The following is an 18,259-nucleotide window of genomic DNA, read 5'->3' as shown; positions in this document are numbered from 1 at the left end:
CTTCATACCGATTTTCCTTCAAGAGAGGGCGGGCGCGAACGCCCGCCGCCGTGCTCAGAGCGCGGACCGGATATGGTCCATGCTGTGCTTCAAAGCCGCTTCGGGATCGGCTGCCTCGTGAACCTCGGCCGCGAAGGGCTCGAAGCTGAACGGGCCGTCATATCCGGCGTCCAGAAGCGCCTTGATCTGGGGCAGGTTCTCCAGCCGGTCGGCGCCGTCCACCAGCACGCGATGCGCGTCGAGCATGTCACCCACCGCCACGTCCGGATCCGTCACGCCCGAGATGTGGACGAGGCCGGTCCAGTCGGGAAAGAACTCGGTCTCTCCGGCAAGGTGGTGATGGAAGGTGTCGTGCATCAGCTTGTAGACGCCCTCACCCCCCGCCGCCTTGATCGCCTCGATCGCGGTGGATTTCTTGCGCATGGAGGAGATCGGGAAGCCCAACGGCTCGACCAGACCCGTCAGGCCGCGTTCTTCCAGGATCGGCTTCATCGCCTTGAGCGCGGCCACAAGGTCATCGAACGCCACCGCGTTGCCATCGTTCAGAGGGCACATGACCAGCGCCTTCGCGCCTGCGGCCTGCGCATAATCGGCCATCTTCACCGCACGCTCTGGCAGATCGCCGGACCAGACGTTGAAGGGATAGAGCGCGTTGATCGACAGGATCGTGACGCCTTGGCGTTCCGCCTCGGCGCGGACCTCGGCCGGATCCATGCTGCCCAGAACATCGGGCAGGTCGTTCCTGATCTCGACCTCGGTCACGCCAAGGCCGCGGCACATGGCGAAGAAATCGGCCAGCGGCTGTTTGGGCGCCGAGATGTGGTTGATGGCAAATCGCATGGCGGTCTCAGTCGTAAAGCGCCGGGCGGGCCGGCAGGGTGATGGGGATGATCTGGCCGGTCTTTTCCTGCGCCTCGACGCAGGCATCCGAGCTGATCGCGGCCACATAGCCGTCCCAGCTGGAAGGACCAGAGGCGGTGCCCTGCGATGCGGCCCTGATGAAGTCGGCCAGTTCGACATCGTAGCTGTCGACGAAGCGGTCCTTCCAGTCGGTCATGATCGGGGTGGACAGCGCCGCGTTCTTGCGGGTTGTGATGTTCATCGGCTCGGGCAGGTTCGCCAGCCCCTCCTCGCCCACGACCTGACACTGGATGTCGTAGCCATAGCGGCAGTTCACGAAGATCTCGACATCGATGCGGACGCCCTTGGCCGTTTCCAGCAGGACGATCTGCGGATCGGCCAGCTTGCCGTGGCTGTGCGAGGACTTGCGCGGAAAGACAACTTGTGCCGAGACGTAGTCGTCGTCCAAGAGCCAGCGGAACACGTCGATCTCGTGGATCAGCGTGTCATGGATCGCCATGGGCGTCACATACTGCTCGGGGACCGAGGGGTTGCGGTGGGCGGCGTGGACCATCAGCGGGGCGCCGATCTGGTTGTCCACGACGTCCTTCAGCATCCGGTAGCCGGCGTCATAGCGGCGCATGAAGCCGACCTGCACCAGACGCTTGCCATGCGCCACCTCGGCATCGACGATGCGTTTGGCGCCTTCGGCCGTCGTGGCCAGCGGCTTTTCGCAGAAGCAGGGCTTGCCGGCGGCGATGGCGGCCAGGACATAGGCCTCGTGCGTCGAGCCGGTCGAGCAGACCAGCACCGCGTCCACATCGGCGGCGGCGATCAGGTCCTCTCCCTTGTCATAGACCTTGGCGTTCGGCGCCAGATCCGCCTGCACGGCGCGCGCGGCGTCGGGGTTGTAATCGCTGAGCGCGGTGATTTCCGCGCCGGCCAGCACCTGCGCGATGCGACGGGTGTGGTCGCGGCCGATCATGCCGGTGCCGATGACTCCGATCCTCAGGGTCATGTTCGTGTTCCTATTTCCAGTATTTCGCGACATAGCGCTTGGTTTCGTCCAGCATGAAACGGGCGCTGTCCTCGGCCCGGTCTTCCCAGGCAAAGACGCAGTTCGACAGCACGCCGTCGAATTTCATGTCCGCCAGGGTCGAGAAGAACAGGTCCCAGTTGATCTCGCCCTGCCCGTAATCCAGATGCTGATGCACGCGGACCTTCGATTCGGGCGGGTTGACGATGTAGCGCAGCTGGGACGACTTGTTGTGATCATAGGTGTCCGCCAGGCGCACGTGCTCAAGCAGGCCCTCGGTCGCGCGCAGGTTCGACACCATGTCGGGACCGTAAAAGAACGTGTGCGGCGCGATGAAGGACGCGCGGACCATGGGCGAGTTGATCGTGCGGATGATGTCCACCGCGGGGGCGATCTCTTCCAGCCAGTCCTCGGGATGGGCCTCGAGCGACAGCTTGATCCCCTCGCGTTCCAGGATCGGGACCAGCACGTCCATCGCGCGGAAGAAGGCGCCCTCGCAGGTCTCGGGGCGGTGCAGGCCCGAGCGGTCGTTCAGGCTGCGGTTGGGGCTGCCGCCACGGCCGAATTCGCTGACGAAAAGCGGGCATTCCAGCTCGACCGCGAACTCGATGGCGCGCTTCCAGTTGTCGATCGCGGTGTCCCATTCGTCGGGATAGGGGCTGGCCCACCGGTACATCGGCTGGATCGAGGCAAGGCCCACATTGTTCTCGCGCAGCGCCCGCTTGAAGCTGGCGATCCGCTCGGGGAACAGCTTCGGCCGCGTCCACCACGAGAAGAAGTCGGGACGGGGCGACATCTCGATATGATCATAGCCCAGCTCGGCGGTCTTGCGCACCGTGTCCTCAAGCGACAGGTGCCGGATCATGTGCGGGTCGAGCGTGTGTTTCATCTGTGGCTCCGTTCAGGCAAGCCTCGGCCCTTGGCGCGGATGCGCCTTGGGGCCTTGGACAAGAGAGGGGAAAGGGCGTCAGGTTTTCTTGACGCGCTTCTTCTGGCGGTAGGTGTCGGCGACGACGGCGGCGACGATGATCGCGCCCTTGATCATCTCCTGGTAATAGGCGTCGAGGCGCAGGAAGGTGAACCCCGAGATGATGACGCCGAAGATGACCATCCCGATCGAAGTGCCGATGATCGACCCGCGCCCACCGGCCAGAGAGGTGCCACCGATCACCGCCATGGCGATGGCGTCAAGCTCGTACATCATGCCCATCCCGGCCTGTGCGGTCTGACCGCGCGCCGCGACCACGATCCCGGCCAGCGCCGCCAGCGTTCCCGCCACGACATACAGCTTGACCAGGTGGCGTTCGACATTGATGCCGGACACGCGGGCCGCCTGAGGGTTGGCGCCGATGGCATAGGTGAACTTGCCATAGCGGGTGTATTTCATCGCAACGTGGAAGACGATGGCGACCAGCAGGAAGATCACGACCGGCATCATCCCGGACCCGAGCGCCGAGAAGCTGTCGGTCGGAAAGCTGACCGGCTGACCCTTGGTGTACCATTTCGCAAAGCCGCGCGCGGCCACCATCATGCCGAGCGTGGCAATGAAGGGCGGGATCTTGGTATAGGCGATCAGCCAGCCATTGATGAAGCCGGCGATGGCCCCGCAGGCAAGGCCGATCAGCAGCGGCACGATGACCGGCAGGTCGGTCAGCGCCGGATAGACCGCGCGCGCATGTTCCGAGACCTGCGCGAAGCTCATCGAGACCATCGCCACGGCGCCCACGATCGAGCCCGACGAGAGGTCGATCCCCCCCGAGATGATCACCTGCGTCACGCCCACGGCGATGATGCCGATGACCGAGACCTGAAGGATCATGATCTTCAGCCGGTTCAGGTTGCCCAGGAACGATTGTCCCTGAAACAGCCAGCCCAGCACCTCGAAGACCAGCGCGATGCCGATCAGCACCAGCAGTATGTTGATTTCGGACGGCAGCTTGCGATGCGCCTTGGGTGCGGCGCGCTCGGCGCCAATTGTCTGTGTCGCCACGATGGGCCCTCCCTATTTCGCCGCCAGTTCCATGACGCGGACCTGATCGGCCTCGGCGCGGTCCAGAAAGCCGCTGACATGGCCTTCGTGCATGACCATGATGCGATCCGACATGCCCAGAACCTCGGGCAGCTCGGACGAGATCATCAGGATCGCCACGCCCTCGCCGGCCAGTTGCGTGATGAGGCGGTGGATTTCGGATTTCGCGCCGACATCGATCCCTCGCGTCGGCTCGTCCAGGATCAGGATGCGCGGCTTGGTCAGAAGCCAGCGCGCGATCAGCAGCTTCTGCTGGTTCCCGCCCGAGAGGTTCGCGACCGTCTCGGCCAGGTTCGGTGTCTTGACGCGCAGTTTCGCGCAGTATTCCTCGGCCAGGCGGTTGACCTCGCGCTGATTGACGAAGCCGCGATTGTCCACCTTGCCACTGGACAGCAGCGCGACCTGGATGTTCTCGATGCAGTCGAGGTTCAGGAAGCAGCCGGTTTCCTTGCGGTCCTCGGTCAGAAAGGCCATCCCGTGCTGCATGGCGACCGGAGGCGAGGTGACGGCCACCTCGGCCCCGTCGATCAGAATCTGCCCGGAACTGGCCGGGGTCACGCCAAAGATCGCCTCGGCCACGTTCGAGCGCCCCGATCCGACCAGCCCCGCCACGCCCAGGATCTCGCCCCGGCGCAAGGCGAAGCTGACATCGCTGAACACGCCCTCAAGGGTCAGGTTGCGAACCTCGAGGATCGTCTCGCCGATCTCGCAGTCGATCTTGGGGAACATGTCTGTGATCTCGCGGCCGACCATCATGCGGATGATATCGTCCCGCGTCACGTCGCTGGCCGCGACCGTGTCGATATACTTGCCGTCGCGGAACACGGTCAGTTCGTCCGCGATCTCGAACAATTCGCTCATCTTGTGGGTGATGTAGACGATCCCGACGCCCTTGGCGCGCAGGTCGCGGATGATGCGGAACAGATGCTCGACCTCGGTTTCGGTGATGGCGCTGGTCGGCTCGTCCATGATCAGGACATCGGAATTGAAGGACACCGCCTTGGCGATCTCGACCATCTGCTTTTGCGCCACGGTCAGGTCGCCGACCATCGCGTCGGGCTCCAGCCGGATGCCGAGGCCGTCGAACAGCGCACGCGTGTTGCGGGCCATCTCGCCGTGATCGATCAGGCCGAACATGCCCTTGGGCTCGCGGCCGATCCAGATGTTCTCGGCCACATTCATGGTGTTCATCAGGTTCAGTTCCTGATGGATCATCGCAATGCCCGAATTCAGCGCGTCCAGTGGCGTGCGGATGGACAGCGGCTGTCCCGCAAAGCGCACCTCGCCCCGGTCGGGCGTGTAGACGCCCGCGATGATCTTCATCAGCGTGGACTTGCCCGCGCCGTTCTCGCCCATCAGGGCATGGACGGTGCCCGGGCGGATGCGAAGCTGGACATCGTCCAGTGCGATCACGCCGGGGAATTCCTTGCGGACGTTGTCCACCTCGAGGATGTAATCGCCCGAATAGATGCCGCGCGCCGAGGCGCCTGCTCCGTCTAGCATGGTTCTGACCTTTCCTGGCGGGCCGGGCGGTCAGGGCCGCCCGGCCACCGGATCGTTGGGGACCAGTGGTTACTGATAGTCGGCGATGTTGGCGGGCGTCACCAGTTCGAAGGGGACATAGACCTTGCTGTCCACATCCTCGCCGCGCGACAGGCGGAGGGCGGCATCGACCGCGCCCTGGCCCTGGCCGGCGGCGTTCTGGAAGACGGTGACGTCCAGATCGCCCGCCTCCATCGCAGCCAGGGCATCGGCGGTCGCGTCGATCCCTGCCACGATCACGGCATCCATCGCCACGCCCGAGGTCTTGAGCGCCTGGATCGCGCCGATCGCCATCTCGTCGTTATTGGCGATCACGGCGTCGAATTCGATGCCCGCCGACAGCCAGTTGGTCATCAGGTCGGCGCCTTGGGTGCGCGACCACATCGCGGTCTGCTCCTCGACCACCTCGATGAAGCCGCATTCCTCGGTGGCGATCACGTCATGGATGTCCTGGGTGCGGATGCGGGCCGCCTGGTTCGACAACTCGCCCATCATCACGACGGCGCGCGCGCCCTCGCCCTTGCCCTCTTCCTTCAGCAGGCGGCAGACCTCCTGCGTCTGCAGCGTCCCCGATTCCAGCTCGTTCGAGGCGACGAAGGCCTGATTTTCGGGCAGGCTGTCCACGTTGACCGGCTGGCGGTTCACATAGACAAGCGGAATGCCCGCCTCGGCAGCCAGGTTCGACATCGCGACGGTCGCATCCGTATCGACCGGATTGACGATGATCGCATCGACGCCAAGGGCGACGAAGTTCTGGATCTGGTTCAGCTGACGGCCCACATCGTTCTGCGCGTCCTCGATCTGCAGCGTCACGCCGTCCAGCCCGGCGGCATAATCCTGCATGCCGTTGCGCAGCACGGTCAGAAAGTTGTCGTCGAACAGGGCCATGGACACGCCGATGTTCTCGGCGGCCGCCGCCGAGCCCAGGCTGGCCATCAGGGCCGTGGTCATCAGGAATTTCGTCACGTCGATCTCCTCCTCTGGTGGCACTTTCGCGCCTTGATTTCCCTTGGCGACAGGCATCACGCGACCTTGCGCCGGATCGACCGACGCCGGCAGGTTCGCTTGTGCTGCGGGCCCGAGAGGCCTCCACGTCCTCTCGATGGATCGGACAATGCCTGCAACCGCGCACGCCGGTCAACGGAAACGGCAGACGAAAACCATCAATTCTGATGTAATCGCACCGATCCCATGATGCGATCACCTCATCATGTCGCTTTCCGGCGTCCAGACCTCGCAGGGCAGAAAGCGCTGACCCGGCACCGGAGCCATGCCGTTGGCAAGCGTGCTCTGCGCCAAGGCGATCAGTTGCGCGGCCAGCTCGCGCATCGGGGTGCCCAAGGCAATGCTGACCGCACCATCCTGCAATCCGGCCTGCGAATCGGGCGTCAGTTCGTTCACGATCAGCACGACCCTCGAACCGGCATCCAGTTCGCGCACGGCCTGGATCGCCCCCTCCATCCCGCCGCCAGCGACATACAGCCCCACAAGATCGGGATGGCGGTTCAGCAGGTTGAACGTCGCCTCGTAGGTCAGTTGCCGCGTCTCGAGGTTGATCTGCGTATCAAGCAACTCGAATCCGGCTGCCTCGTCGCGAAAGAAGCTGCGAAATCCTGTCTCGCGCAACTCGTGCCCGTGAAAACGCGAGCCGCCGATGAACAGGCCGACCTTGCCCCGCTGCGGCGCCAGCTTCGAGATGAACCACCCCGCGATCCGGCCAACCTTCAGATTGTTCAGGCCGAAATAGCTTTCCCGAACACCTTGCGCGAAATCCGACAGCAGCGAAAAGACGGGCGTTCCCGATTCGCGCAGCGCCTGGACGGCCTGCGTGACCAGGTGATGGTCCTGCCCGGTCGCGGCAACGGCATCGACGCGCCCCTTGAGAGACATCAGAACCTCGGCCAGTTCCGAAGCCTGCGGCGTCTCGACGAAGCGCGAGACGATCTGGACCCGGCTCTGCGTCGTCGCCCGCGCCTGCCGCTCGAAGGTTGCAACCGCTTCCTGATAGAACATGTGCCGGGGCTTTTGCAGGACCAGCCCAAGCCGCAATTCGGGGCGGTCCGACAGCATCCGCTGCCGAATCACGTTTGCGGCGTGATAGCCGATCTCCTCGGCGGCGGCATGGACGCGCCGGACGGTTTCTTCGCGCACGTTCGGGCGCCCATTCAGCACCCGGTCCACGGTCGCGGTGCTGACCCGTGCCGCGCGCGCCAGATCGGAAATCGTCGGTCTGCCCATCGCCCTCACCTCAGATTGATGATGCGATCATATCACGAGGGCCTCAGGAACCCGCAAGCCCCCTGAGGCAGGATCAGCAATTCTCGCGCATATGGATGCGCAGCGGCGTCGGGCCACCGCGCGGTGGCTGGTCGGTCCGCCCATAGGCATGGGCGATCACGAGGACCGTCTCGGCGATCTCTGCCTCGGGGTCCTGGTCGATCACGACGTCCAGAATGCCGGTGCGCAACAATTCGCGCCGGTCTGGTGTCAGTTCATGGGTGATCAGAACCACATCGCCCGCGCGGTTCAGGCGTTGCAGCGCCTCGGCCACCGACACTGCCCCGACCGCCGCGTTGTAGATGCCGCGGATCAGGGGCTCTTCGCGCAGCGCGCGCCATGCGATCTCGCCGGCCAGATCGGCGCGATCAAGGCTTTCGGCGACACGGATGATCCGGCAGGCGGGGTGACGCTCGGCCAGGACCTGCGCGAAACCCTCGATGCGCTGCGCGTGACCGACCATCCCGGAATGGCCCGCGATCACCAGCAGATCGCCCCCCGCCGCCCCAAGCAGGCGACCCATCATGTCGCCCGCAACCCGCCCGGCCTGCCGGTTGTCAGGGCCGACATAGAGAATGCCGGGGCAGCAGAGATCGGTCGCCAGCGCCACGACGGGCTTGCCGTCGCGCAGGATGGTCTGCAACGCGCCGACCAGCCTGTCGTCATGGGGCAGGCAGATCACGATCGCATCGTGGCTGCGCCCGGCCTCGGCCACCTTCTCGATCAACGCGGGGGTCAGGCTGGGCGGGACGTGAAACACCCGCATTTGCAGGTTCCACGGGTCAGGCCCGCGATTCCAGGCGTCGATCGCCCGCTTCAGTGCCGCGTGAAACGGGTTCTGCGGACCCTGGATGAAGACCGCCACCCGCAATGTGCGCGCCGGACGCAGATCAAGCGCCCGGTCCAGCCCCAGACGGCGTGCCGCGGCCAGGACGCGCGCCTCCTTGGCGCTGTCCACGCCGCCGCGATGGTTCAGGACCCGGTCCACCGTCGAAGCCGAGACGCCGGCCGCCCCGGCCACGTCGCGCGCAGTCACCTTGCGGCCCATCAGGTCCCTCTTGAAGAAATCTCTTCAAGACTGCCGTTCCGCGCGCCGCGCCGCAAGCCTAATCCTTGCCGCAAGGATCGGGGAGGAACGAGATGACCACACTTGCCTGTTTCGGGGCCGGGCGCATCGGCCGCATTCATGCCGGGAATGCCGCGGCCCATCCGGGAACCACGCTGAAATACCTGGTTGACCCTATGGCGGGACCGGAGGCCGAGGCCGTGGCGGCCTCTTGCGGGGCGGCGCTGGTCAGCGACGACCGGGTCTTTGAAGATCCAGCGGTGGATGGCATCATCATCGCCAGCTCCACCGACAGCCACGCGGACCTGCTGTCGCGCGCAGCGCAGGCCGGCAAGGCGGTCTTTTGCGAGAAGCCCATCAGCCTGGACTTCCGTCTGACGCGGCAGGTCGCCGCCGAGGTCGAGGCCGCGGGCATCCCCTGCCTCATGGGCTTTCAGCGCCGCTACGACACAAGCTTCCGACAGGTGCGCGAGCGAATCGCCTCGGGCGTCAGCGGGCCGGTCGAACAGATCGTGATGTTCTCGCGCGACCCTTCGCCTCCGCCGGGCAGCTATGTCCGGACCTCGGGCGGCATGTTCCGCGACAGCTCGATCCACGACGTGGACATGGCGCGCTTCCTGCTGGACGAGCCGATCACCCGCGTCTTTGCCGTCGGCAGCAATCTGATCTCGGACGAGATCCGGGCGGCGGGCGATGTTGACACGCTGACGATCACGCTGGTGACGGGTTCGGGGCGGATGGCGCAGGTCGTCGCCTGCCGGCGCGGGCCGATGGGCTATGACCAGCGGCTTGAGGTTCTGTGCAGCCGCGAGGTGCTGACGGTCGCCAACCAGCCTGTCTCGACCATGTCGATCACGACGGCCGAGGGGACGCTGGCCGCCCCGCCCGAGAACTATTTCCTGGAACGCTTCCGTCAGGCCTATGCCGCCGAGATGGCGGCGTTCATCGCCCTGATCCGGGACGGCACCCAGCCCCTGGCGGGCATCCGCGACGGGCTGGAGGCGCAGCGACTGGTCGAGGCCGCGCAGCTTTCGGCCCGCACCGGCCGCGCCATCGACCTGACACCAGACTGGAGCCCGGAACCATGAACACGATCCGACTGGCGGTCAGCCCGCTTTCCTGGACGAACGACGTTCTTGCCGATCTGGGCGGAGATACGCCCGTCACGACCTGCCTTGCCGAGGCCGCCGCGGCGGGCTTCGAGGGGGTCGAGCTGGGCCGCCTGTTTCCGCGCGACGCCACGTGCCTGCGCCCCTTGTTGCAGGCCGAGGGCCTGACGCTCGCCTCGGGCTGGCATTCAGGGCGACTGGCCGAGGATGACGTGGCCGCCGAACGTGCGGCCGTGCGTGAACACGCGGCGCTGCTGCGCGACATGGGCTGCGGCGTGATGGTCTATGGCGAGACGGCGATGATGGCGGGCGATGCGCCGCTGGACGCGCCGATGTCGCGGCGCCGGATCATGGATGCGACCCACATCCCCGCCTATGGCCGCCGCCTGTCGGATTTCGCGGACTGGCTGGCGGGCGAATACGGGCTTCGGCTGGCCTATCACCACCACCTGATGATGGTGGCCGAGACCTTCGAGGAAACGGCAGCCATCCTGGACGCCGCCCCCCGCGCCGGACTGCTGCTGGACACCGGCCATGCCGCGGCGGCTGGCTTCGATTACGCCCGGCTGATCGACCGCTTAGGAGACCGGATCGCGCATGTCCACCTCAAGGACCTGCGCCCCGATGTGATGGCCGGGGTCCGCGCCGAGGATGCCAGCTTCAACGACGGCGTCCGGCGCGGCATGTTCACCGTGCCCGGCGATGGCTGCGTCGATTTCGCCCCCCTCGCCCGCTTCGTGCGCGACCATTACGCCGGCTGGCTGGTGATCGAGGCCGAGCAGGACCCCTCGAAGGCCCCGCCCCTGCCCACCGTCACCCGCGCGCGCCGCCATGTGGCGCAGATCTTCAACCTGACCGAAGGTGTCCAATGACCCGCAAGACGCTCAATATCGGCCTGATCGGATCGGGCTTCATGGGTCAGGCCCATGCCGACGCCTTCCGCCGCGCCGCGATGCTCTACAGGGATCTGCCCGCCATCCCGCAACTGACCCTGCTCGCGGATGCCACGCCGGAACTGGCCGCCGCCGCCGCCGAACGCTTCGGCTTCCAGCGCTCGACCGGCGACTGGCGCGCGCTGGTGAACGATCCGCAGGTGGATGTGGTGGACATCACCTCGCCCAACGACATGCATCACCGCATGGCCATGGCCGCCATCGCGGCGGGCAAGCATGTCTATTGCGAAAAGCCCCTGTCGATCACCGTGGCCGAGGCCGAGGAAATGACCGCCGCCGCCAGGGCTGCCGGGGTCAGGACCATGGTCGCCTTCAACAACGTCAAGACGCCCGCGGCGATGCTGGCTCGCCAGATCATCGAGGCGGGCGAGATCGGCACCCCGACCCGCTTTCGCGGCTGGTTCGACCAGGGCTTCTTCAACGACCCCGAACTGCCCCATTCGTGGCGCTGCACGCGGGCGCAGGCCGGGACGGGCGCGCTTGGCGATCTGGGCAGCCATGTCGTCTCGGTCGCGCAATACCTGATGGGGCCGGTCGAAAGCACCATCGCGCAAAGCCAGACCTTCTTTCCGACACGCCCCATCCCCCGGGGCGCGGGCGGTTACAGCGCCAAGGCGGGCGCCGACGCGCCGCGCGCCGAAGTCGAGAACGAGGACCAGATGCAGGCCCTCATCCGCTTTGCCAGCGGGGCCGGCGGCACGATCGAGGCCTCGCGCATCGCCGCCGGCAAGGTCTTCGGCATCACCTGGGAAGTGTCGGGCACCAAGGGCACGATCCTGATGGACGGCGAGCGCTTCAACGAACTGAAGGTCGCCCGTTTCGACGACGAAAAGCGCGACCGGGGCTTCAAGACGCTGCTCGCCGGATCGCAGGTGCCGCAATTCGCGGCCTTCTTCCCCTTTGACTTCGCGGGCGGCGGGCTTGGCTATTTCGACGTGAAGGTGATCGAGGTGCGCGACCTGATCGACGGCATCTGCGGGACCGGCTGCGACCCGGATTTCGCCTTCGGGCTGGAAAACATGCGGATCATCGACGCGATGGACCGTTCCGTCACCTCGCGCCGGTGGGAGACCGTGTGATGACCTTTCCGACAGTGCTGCCGCAATGCCGCATTCCCGACCCGATGTCCGCGCCGCCGCTGCGATGGGGGATCATGGGTACAGGCTGGATCGCCGATCAGTTCACCCGCTCGGTGAAGGCGCAGACCAGACAGGTCATCGCCGCCGTGGGCTCGCGCGGTGCCGAAGGCGCAAGCCGATTCGCGGCCCGGCACGACATCCCGACCGCGCATGACAGTTATGAGGCGCTGGTGGCCGATGGCAGCCTCGACGTGATCTACATCGCCACGCCCCATCCCTCGCACCGCGACCACGCGCTGCTGGCGCTCGAGGCGGGGCGGCATGTTCTGGTGGAAAAGCCCATCGCGCTTGACCATGCCCAAGCCGCCGAGATCGCCCAGGCCGCCCGCAGCCGCGGCCTGTTCCTCGCCGAGGCGCTCTGGACGTATTTCCTGCCCAAGTTCGACGTGATCGACCAGCTGCTGGATGCGGGCGTGCTGGGCGAGATCAAGTCGGTTCATACCGAATACGGCGAATACTTCACCCGCGACCACCGCATCTTCGATGCGGCACTGGCGGGCGGGCCGCTTCTGGATCTGGGCACCTATCCCGTGTCGCTTCTGGCGCGACTTCTGGGCGAGGCGCGCCGCGTCGTCGGGCTCAAGCAGGACGACCCCTCGGGCGTTCACGGCCAGCTTGCCGTCACCATGCAGAACGCGGCAGGACATCTGGGCACGATGGCGACGACCCTCTACGGGCTAACGCCGACCAACGCCGCCATCGTCGGCAGCCGGGCCACGATCCGCTTCGGCTCCGAGTTCAACCTGCCGGGACCGTTCACGCTGATCTCGGCGGACGGCACACAGCGTCTCGACTATCACGAGCCGCCCGGCCGCCATTTCGAGGGCCTGCATTTCGAGGCCGCCGAGGTGGCGCGCTGCATCGCTGCCGGTCAGAGGGAAACCCCCAGACGGACGGTCGACGACACATTGGCGACGATGCGGTTGCTGGATCAGATCCGCGAAGCGACGCAGATCTCTTTCTCGTGCTGACGTCGCGGGCGGCCATTTGGCGGCAGGGCCGGCGGGGATCGGCCCGCCGGCTTGACCTGACCCGACGCCCCGGCTAGGGCTGCGACATGACCACCGCGACCGTCACATTCGTCACGTCGTATTATCCGCTGCCTTGAGGTAGCGGAGCATTCCCCATGTTCACCGCTGCAACGCGCCAGTGGTCGAGCATCAGCTGAACAAGTACCCCTGGTCGCCCCTTCCCGGATCAGGCCATGTTCTCTGAAAAACCCAACGTAACGATCATCGGATTCGGCGCCTTTGGCAGCCTCTGCGCGCGAGCCCTTGCGCCTCATATGCGGGTATCGGTCCTCGATCCCGACCCGTGCAGGGCGGCGGCGGCGCTCAAGGCTGGCCACGCGGTCATGCGGCGTCCGGCGGATCTCGGCGACGAGATCATCCTGCTGGCGGTCCCCGTTTCGGCGATGGAGGGGGTGCTGACCGGACTGGCGCCGCATCTGCGGCCAGGCCAACTGGTCGTTGATGTCTGCTCGGTCAAGGAACGGCCCGCCCGGCTGATGCGCGACCTGCTGCCATGCGATGTCGAGATCCTGGCGAGCCATCCGATGTTCGGGCCGCAAAGCGCAAGGCTCGGGCTGGCGGGCAGCCAGATCGTCCTGTGCCCGATCCGCGGCGGGAGGTGGCGGCGCCACGCGGCGTTCCTGCGCAGGGTGCTGGGGCTGAAGGTCCTGATCTCGACGCCCGAGGATCACGACCGGCAGGCGGCGCTGACGCAGGGGCTGACGCACATTCTTGCCCATGCCTACGCGACGTTTGGCCCGCCGCCCAGAATCCGCACCCGCAGCTTCGAGCTGCTGCACCAGGCGCTCGGCCTCGTCGCGCATGACGCGCCCGAGGTCTTTTCGGCCATCACCCAGGATAATCGGCACCTTGCCGAATTGCGGGATCGGCTGATCCACGCATTGGCCTCGGTTCCGTCCGGTTGTCGCTGCTGCCCGCCGCCCTCGGCATACGCCGCGCGCCCCGTGGGTTCACCGAGCCTGGACAGGCCAGCGGCATCACCCCTTGGCGGATGAATGAAGACTCACGCGCGCTGACATACGCTTGGGGTGACTGTCTCCGAAGGCCAAGACGATATCCGCGCGGCCCCGATGATCGAGCCGCGCGAACGTGATGTCGGGCGCGCCCCCTGCCCCCCGCATGGTGAAGATGGCGACGCCGCCGTCATTTTTGTCGGCACCGGCAGTTGCCTGCCGATGCGCGGCGGCGGTTTGGAAGCACAAGGTCCTCGGCCTATAGGGACAGATCGACGACGCGCCCTTCCTTTATCGAGGTTTGCGCAGCCAGACCCATGCGGACGGCCCAGATGCCGTCCTGAACGGTCACGTCGGGCGCGGCGCGCTGCCCGCGCACCACTTCCAGAAAGCGCTGGTGCTGATAGAAGGTCGAACCGTTGTGGTCGCCCGCTTCCAGCAATGCCGGATCGACGGGGATTTCCAGCATCCGCGGCCCCTTTGGATCGCGCGGCGAGACGATGACCTGCGCGACGGGAGGCTCGCCCAGATCCTCGGGCCAGAAGCGGGTCGGGCCGGGAACGAAGGCCTCGATCTTTCCTGCGGGGCCGACGGCGCTGATCTCTTCCTGCCAGCGCGCGCCCTCGGCGAACATGCAGAGTTCCAGCATCGCCCGCGTGCCGTTCGCGAACTCGACCGCGACATAGCCGTGGTCCAGGATGTCGGGCGTCTGGCCCTGATAGCGTTCGTCCAGGTGGTTCACCGCCTGACCGCCCATCGCCATCACGCGCACCGGATCCGCACCGATGGCCAGCCGCATCAGGTCGAAGAAATGGCAGCATTTCTCGACAAAGGTGCCGCCGGTATAGCGGTTGAAGCGGTTCCAGTCGCCGACCTTTTCCAGGAAGGGAAAGCGATGCTCGCGGATCGACAGCATCCGGATGCCGCCGGTCGCCTCTTGCGCCTGCGCCAGCAGATGCGCGACGGGGGGCATGTAGCGGTATTCCATCGCCACCCAGACCGGGGCGGGATAGGTCGCGGCGAAACGCTCAAGCGCGGCCAGATCGGCGGGGTCGGTGAACAGCGGCTTTTCGACCAGAACCGGCAGGGGGCGGGCTGCGGCGATGGACTGCAACTGCTCGACATGGCGGAAATTGGGGCTGGCGATCAGCAGACAATCGAGGCCGGGCTGCGCCAGCAGGTCATCGAGGCTGTCGCAGAACGCGGCGCCCGGCGCCAGGGCGGCGGCTTCCTGCCGCATTCCGGCATCGGGCTCGAAAATCGCACCGATCGCGGTGCCGGGCAGCAGCGCGATATTGCGCAGATGCTCTTGCCCCATCATGCCGCAGCCGATCACGCCATAGGTGATCAGCCGGGTCTCGGCGGCGGGCGGGGTCTGGATAATCATGGGGATCTCCTCAGATGAGGCGCTGGACGTAAAGCGCCTTTTCGTGGTCATACCAGGTGCGCGAGAACTCGACCGCCTGCGCGCCCTGCGCCCAGGACAGCCGCTCGATATAGGCGCAGGTCGCGCCGGGGCGGGGGCCGAAATCGTCCGGCGCCCAGTCGGGAACCGTGCCCAGGCCCACGCGGTCCTCGGCCCGCGTGATCCACAACTTCAGTGCCCGTTTGTAGGTCAGATACAGCGAATCCTGCACCTGATCGCGAGGGATGCGGCCCGCGCCGGCATCCAGCCAGATTTCCTCGACCGCGATCGGCACCTGATCCAGAAAGCGCAACCGCCGGAAGCGCGTCGCCTCGTCCGCGACGCCATAGGCGGGCTGGCCCGCGTCCTTGGGCAACAGATCGACCGAAAGGATGCGCGCATTGGGCAGACCGCCGCCGCCGCGGGCGTGTTCCAGCCGGAACATCGAATAGACCGAAACCGCCTGACCGCCTGCGCGGATGTAGTTTCCCGAACCCTGCCGCCGCTCCAGCAGGCCCTGCGTCGCCAGTGCCGCCAGCGCCTTGCGCAGGGTGCGCACGGTCGTGCCATGAGCCTCGGCCATCTGGCGTTCGGGCGGCAGCTTCTGGCCATCGACGAGGCGGCCCGCCGCGATGTCGCGGATCATCATCTCGCTGATCTGCATATGGATGGGCAAGGCGTCCGCACGCTGCTTTTCGGCCATGGCTCCCTCCTTCGCGAAAATTGATGCACCATTGATCTACATCAAGGACAGCTTTATGCAAGTGGAAACCGCAGGCGACTCACGGAGGAGAGAATGCCCGTCGTTCCCGTCACATCGGCCGATCTGAAAGCCGTCGAAGTCGCCTGGTTTTCGGCGCTTTGTTCCGACGATTACCGCCATCTGGGTGTCCCCGAGGGCGATCTGCGATCATCCTGGGATCATTGCAGCGACATCGTGAAAACCGCCGAGGCGCAGGGCTTTGGCAACATCCTGTGCCCCTCCAGCTATCAGGTGGGCCAGGACACGCTGTCCTTCGTCGCGGGCTGCGCGCCGATCACCGACCGCATCAACCTGCTGGCCGCCGTGCGCTGCGGCGAGATGCAGCCGATCATGCTGGCGCGCACCATCGCCACGCTGGACCACATGCTCAAGGGCCGGCTGACGGTCAACATCATCAGCAGCGACTTTCCCGGCCAGCAGGAACCGAGCCCCTATCGCTATCAGCGCAGTCGCGAGGTGGTCGAGATCCTGAAACAGGCCTGGAGCCGCGACCAGATCGATTATCAGGGCGAAGTGTACAATTTCACCGGCCTGACCACGGACCCCGCCAAACCCTATCAGCAGGGCGGGCCGATGCTGTATTTCGGCGGCTATTCCCCGGACGCGCTGGATCTGTGCGGGCAGCATTGCGACGTCTATCTGATGTGGCCCGAAAAGACCGAGGACATCGCCGACCGGATGCGCGCCGCCCATGCCGCGGCCCAAAAATACGGCCGGACCCTGGATTATGGCTTCCGCGCCCATGTCATCGTCCGCGACACCGAGGCCGAGGCCCGCGAATATGCCCGAGAACTGGTCAGCCAGCTGGATGACGAACAGGGCCGCGCGATCCGCGAACGGGCGCTGGATGCCGGATCGCTCGGCGTCAGCCGTCAGGCGCGAAACCGCGATCTTGCCGATGACGATGGCTATATCGAGCCCAATCTGTGGACCGGCGTAGGCCGGGCCCGATCGGGTTGCGGGGCGGCCATCGTCGGCTCGACCGACCAGGTCCTGACCAAGCTGGAAGAATTGCGGAACATGGGCATCCGCGCCTTCGTCCTGTCGGGCTACCCGCACAAGGACGAGGCCTGCCATTTCGGCAGCCGCGTCTTGCCGGAAATGAACACCTGCCAGTTGAACCGGGTCTGGGGCCGCGTGCCGGAACGCGCCCCCGCCACCCCGCTGGCCGCAGGCGAAAGGCGCTGAGGATGGAACGGATCGTATTGACGGGCGGGGTTGCCCTGTCACGGCTGGTTTACGGAATGTGGCGGATCGGGGACGATCCAGACACCTCGCCCGCCCATGTGCAGGCCAAGATCGAGGCCTGTCTGGCCCAGGGCATCACCACGATGGATCAGGCCGACATCTATGGCGGCTACACCGCCGAGGCGCTGCTGGGCGATGCCCTGCGCGCCAGCCCCGGCCTGCGCGACCGGATCGAGATCGTGACGAAATGCGGCATCGTCGCGCCGATGGGCCGGCACGCCGCCACCTCTTGCAAGCACTACGACACGTCCGAGGCGCATATCCGCGCCTCGGTCGAGGCCAGCCTGCGCGACATGGCGACCGACCGGATCGACCTGCTGCTGATCCACCGCCCCGATCCAATGATGGACCATGACGAAACGGGCCGCACGCTGGACGCGCTGGTGGCCGAAGGCAAGGTCCGCGCGGTCGGCGTCTCGAACTTCCGCCCCTGGGATGTGGAACTGTTGCAATCGGCGATGCAGGTGCCCTTGGCCACAAACCAGATCGAGATCTCGCTGGCCCGCGTCGCGCCCTTCACCGATGGCGATCTGGCCTTTCACCAGCGCCGCCGCGACCCGGTCATGGCCTGGTCGCCCTTGGGTGGGGGCAGCCTGATGACGGGTGACGGCCCCGTGGCGCAGGTCATGGACCGCATCGCCGCCGCGCATGGCGTGGACCGGGCTGCGGTGGCGGTGGCCTTCCTGCTGCGCCATCCCGCGCGGATCATGCCCGTGATGGGCACCAACGCGCTGCCGCGCATCGCGGCCATCGCGGATGCGCTGAAGGTCAGCCTGTCGCGGACCGAGTGGTTCCAGCTTTACGAGGCCGCGCTTGGCCATGAGGTCGCGTGATGCAGATGACCCATGGCGCAAGCTTCGTTCCCGAT

General features: G+C 66.2%; 17 protein-coding genes. 7 read left to right on the top strand and 10 right to left on the bottom strand.

The window, feature by feature from the left end; genetic code table 11:
* Positions 1-54: 54 nt before the first annotated feature.
* The 8 genes from ACTZWU_RS16185 to ACTZWU_RS16150 form a co-directional block, all read right to left on the bottom strand.
* On the bottom strand, positions 55-840 hold the full coding sequence (locus ACTZWU_RS16185; RefSeq protein ID WP_444738398.1) for a TIM barrel protein: 786 nt from the start codon (positions 838-840) through the stop codon (positions 55-57).
* 7 nt (positions 841-847) lie between these two features.
* Complete coding sequence (locus ACTZWU_RS16180; RefSeq protein WP_444738397.1) at positions 848-1,858, bottom strand: Gfo/Idh/MocA family protein; 1,011 nt, start codon at positions 1,856-1,858, stop codon at positions 848-850.
* Positions 1,859-1,868: 10 nt separating this feature from the next.
* Positions 1,869-2,765 carry a sugar phosphate isomerase/epimerase family protein gene (locus tag ACTZWU_RS16175; protein WP_444738396.1) on the bottom strand — a complete coding sequence of 299 codons (897 nt, stop codon included), beginning with the start codon at positions 2,763-2,765 and terminating at the stop codon, positions 1,869-1,871.
* Between the two features lie 78 nt (positions 2,766-2,843).
* A complete protein-coding gene (locus tag ACTZWU_RS16170) occupies positions 2,844-3,866 on the bottom strand; it encodes an ABC transporter permease (protein ID WP_444738395.1) in 1,023 nt (340 codons plus the stop codon).
* Between the two features lie 12 nt (positions 3,867-3,878).
* Positions 3,879-5,408 carry a sugar ABC transporter ATP-binding protein gene (locus ACTZWU_RS16165; protein ID WP_444738394.1) on the bottom strand — a complete coding sequence of 510 codons (1,530 nt, stop codon included), beginning with the start codon at positions 5,406-5,408 and terminating at the stop codon, positions 3,879-3,881.
* Between the two features lie 69 nt (positions 5,409-5,477).
* Positions 5,478-6,413 (bottom strand): sugar ABC transporter substrate-binding protein, encoded by a 936-nt coding sequence (locus tag ACTZWU_RS16160; RefSeq protein ID WP_444738393.1) that lies wholly within the window; start codon positions 6,411-6,413, stop codon positions 5,478-5,480.
* A gap of 234 nt (positions 6,414-6,647) precedes the next feature.
* Positions 6,648-7,685, bottom strand: coding sequence for a LacI family DNA-binding transcriptional regulator (locus ACTZWU_RS16155; RefSeq protein ID WP_444738392.1), 1,038 nt, complete (start codon positions 7,683-7,685; stop codon positions 6,648-6,650).
* Between the two features lie 73 nt (positions 7,686-7,758).
* The gene (locus ACTZWU_RS16150) at positions 7,759-8,772 is read right to left on the bottom strand and encodes a LacI family DNA-binding transcriptional regulator (RefSeq protein ID WP_444738391.1); all 1,014 of its coding nucleotides are present in this window, start codon (positions 8,770-8,772) and stop codon (positions 7,759-7,761) included.
* Between the two features lie 92 nt (positions 8,773-8,864).
* Between ACTZWU_RS16150 and iolG the strand changes: the two genes are divergently transcribed.
* The 5 genes from iolG to ACTZWU_RS16125 all read left to right on the top strand — a co-directional run bounded on the left by iolG (position 8,865) and on the right by ACTZWU_RS16125 (position 14,017).
* Positions 8,865-9,878 carry an inositol 2-dehydrogenase gene (iolG, locus tag ACTZWU_RS16145; RefSeq protein ID WP_444738390.1) on the top strand — a complete coding sequence of 338 codons (1,014 nt, stop codon included), beginning with the start codon at positions 8,865-8,867 and terminating at the stop codon, positions 9,876-9,878.
* Positions 9,875-10,771, top strand: a complete 897-nt coding sequence (gene iolE, locus ACTZWU_RS16140; RefSeq protein ID WP_444738389.1) for a myo-inosose-2 dehydratase — start codon at positions 9,875-9,877, stop codon at positions 10,769-10,771. Before iolG ends, iolE begins: the two co-directional genes overlap by 4 nt.
* Complete coding sequence (locus ACTZWU_RS16135) at positions 10,768-11,931, top strand: Gfo/Idh/MocA family protein (protein ID WP_444738388.1); 1,164 nt, start codon at positions 10,768-10,770, stop codon at positions 11,929-11,931. Before iolE ends, ACTZWU_RS16135 begins: the two co-directional genes overlap by 4 nt.
* Positions 11,931-12,962, top strand: coding sequence for a Gfo/Idh/MocA family protein (locus tag ACTZWU_RS16130; protein ID WP_444738387.1), 1,032 nt, complete (start codon positions 11,931-11,933; stop codon positions 12,960-12,962). The genes ACTZWU_RS16135 and ACTZWU_RS16130 overlap by 1 nt, the downstream gene beginning before the upstream one ends.
* A 233-nt stretch (positions 12,963-13,195) precedes the next feature.
* Positions 13,196-14,017 (top strand): prephenate dehydrogenase/arogenate dehydrogenase family protein, encoded by an 822-nt coding sequence (locus tag ACTZWU_RS16125; RefSeq protein WP_444738386.1) that lies wholly within the window; start codon positions 13,196-13,198, stop codon positions 14,015-14,017.
* Positions 14,018-14,234: 217 nt separating this feature from the next.
* Here ACTZWU_RS16125 and ACTZWU_RS16120 read toward each other — a convergent pair whose 3' ends face one another.
* Positions 14,235-15,362, bottom strand: a complete 1,128-nt coding sequence (locus ACTZWU_RS16120) for a Gfo/Idh/MocA family protein (protein WP_444738385.1) — start codon at positions 15,360-15,362, stop codon at positions 14,235-14,237.
* 10 nt (positions 15,363-15,372) lie between these two features.
* A complete protein-coding gene (locus ACTZWU_RS16115) occupies positions 15,373-16,083 on the bottom strand; it encodes a GntR family transcriptional regulator (protein WP_444738384.1) in 711 nt (236 codons plus the stop codon).
* A gap of 93 nt (positions 16,084-16,176) precedes the next feature.
* Here ACTZWU_RS16115 and ACTZWU_RS16110 point away from each other — a divergent pair, with 93 nt between their 5' ends.
* Both ACTZWU_RS16110 and ACTZWU_RS16105 read left to right on the top strand, forming a co-directional pair.
* Positions 16,177-17,331, top strand: coding sequence for an LLM class flavin-dependent oxidoreductase (locus ACTZWU_RS16110; protein ID WP_444738383.1), 1,155 nt, complete (start codon positions 16,177-16,179; stop codon positions 17,329-17,331).
* A gap of 2 nt (positions 17,332-17,333) precedes the next feature.
* Positions 17,334-18,224, top strand: coding sequence for an aldo/keto reductase (locus ACTZWU_RS16105; RefSeq protein WP_444738382.1), 891 nt, complete (start codon positions 17,334-17,336; stop codon positions 18,222-18,224).
* Positions 18,225-18,259: the final 35 nt, after the last annotated feature.

The sequence above is a fragment of the Paracoccus sp. NSM genome (assembly GCF_052379855.1).
Lineage (GTDB): Bacteria > Pseudomonadota > Alphaproteobacteria > Rhodobacterales > Rhodobacteraceae > Paracoccus.
This window is presented reverse-complemented; position numbering and strand designations above follow the sequence as displayed.